At 59.1% G+C, this 504-nt stretch carries 1 protein-coding gene; it reads right to left on the bottom strand.

Features of this window, described 5'->3' with window-relative positions:
* The coding region (locus OK351_RS17900) for a DegT/DnrJ/EryC1/StrS family aminotransferase (RefSeq protein ID WP_265161772.1) at window positions 1-504 on the bottom strand (504 nt) is incomplete at both ends.

The raw sequence follows: 504 nt of genomic DNA, 5'->3' as shown, positions 1-504 counted from the left end.
CTTACCAGCAACCACATGCTCCAACGGACCACCCTGCTGACCAGGGAACACCGCCGAATTCAACTTCTTCGCGATCTCCGCATCATTCGAGAGGATGATCCCGCCCCGCGGACCAGCCAGGGTCTTATGCGTGGTCGAAGTCACCACATGCGCATGCGGCACCGGCGAAGGATGCAACCCCGCAGCCACCAACCCCGCGAAATGCGCCATATCCACAAACAGGTACGCCCCGACCTTGTCCGCGATCTCACGGAAGCGGGCGAAGTCCAACTGGCGAGGGTACGCCGACCAACCAGCCACGATCATCTTCGGCTGGTGCTCCACCGCCAGACGCTCAACCTCGTCCATATCCACCTCATACGTGGACTCATCCACACCATAAGGAACGATATTGAACAACCGACCCGAGAAATTCAGCTTCATCCCATGGGTCAAATGCCCACCATGAGCCAGGTTCAACCCCAACACGGTATCCCCCGGACGCACCAACGCGTGATACACCGA

The sequence above is a fragment of the Glutamicibacter sp. MNS18 genome (assembly GCF_026107515.2).
GTDB lineage: Bacteria > Actinomycetota > Actinomycetes > Actinomycetales > Micrococcaceae > Glutamicibacter.
Note: the sequence above shows the minus strand (reverse complement) of the source record. Positions and strands in the feature narration are given on the sequence as shown.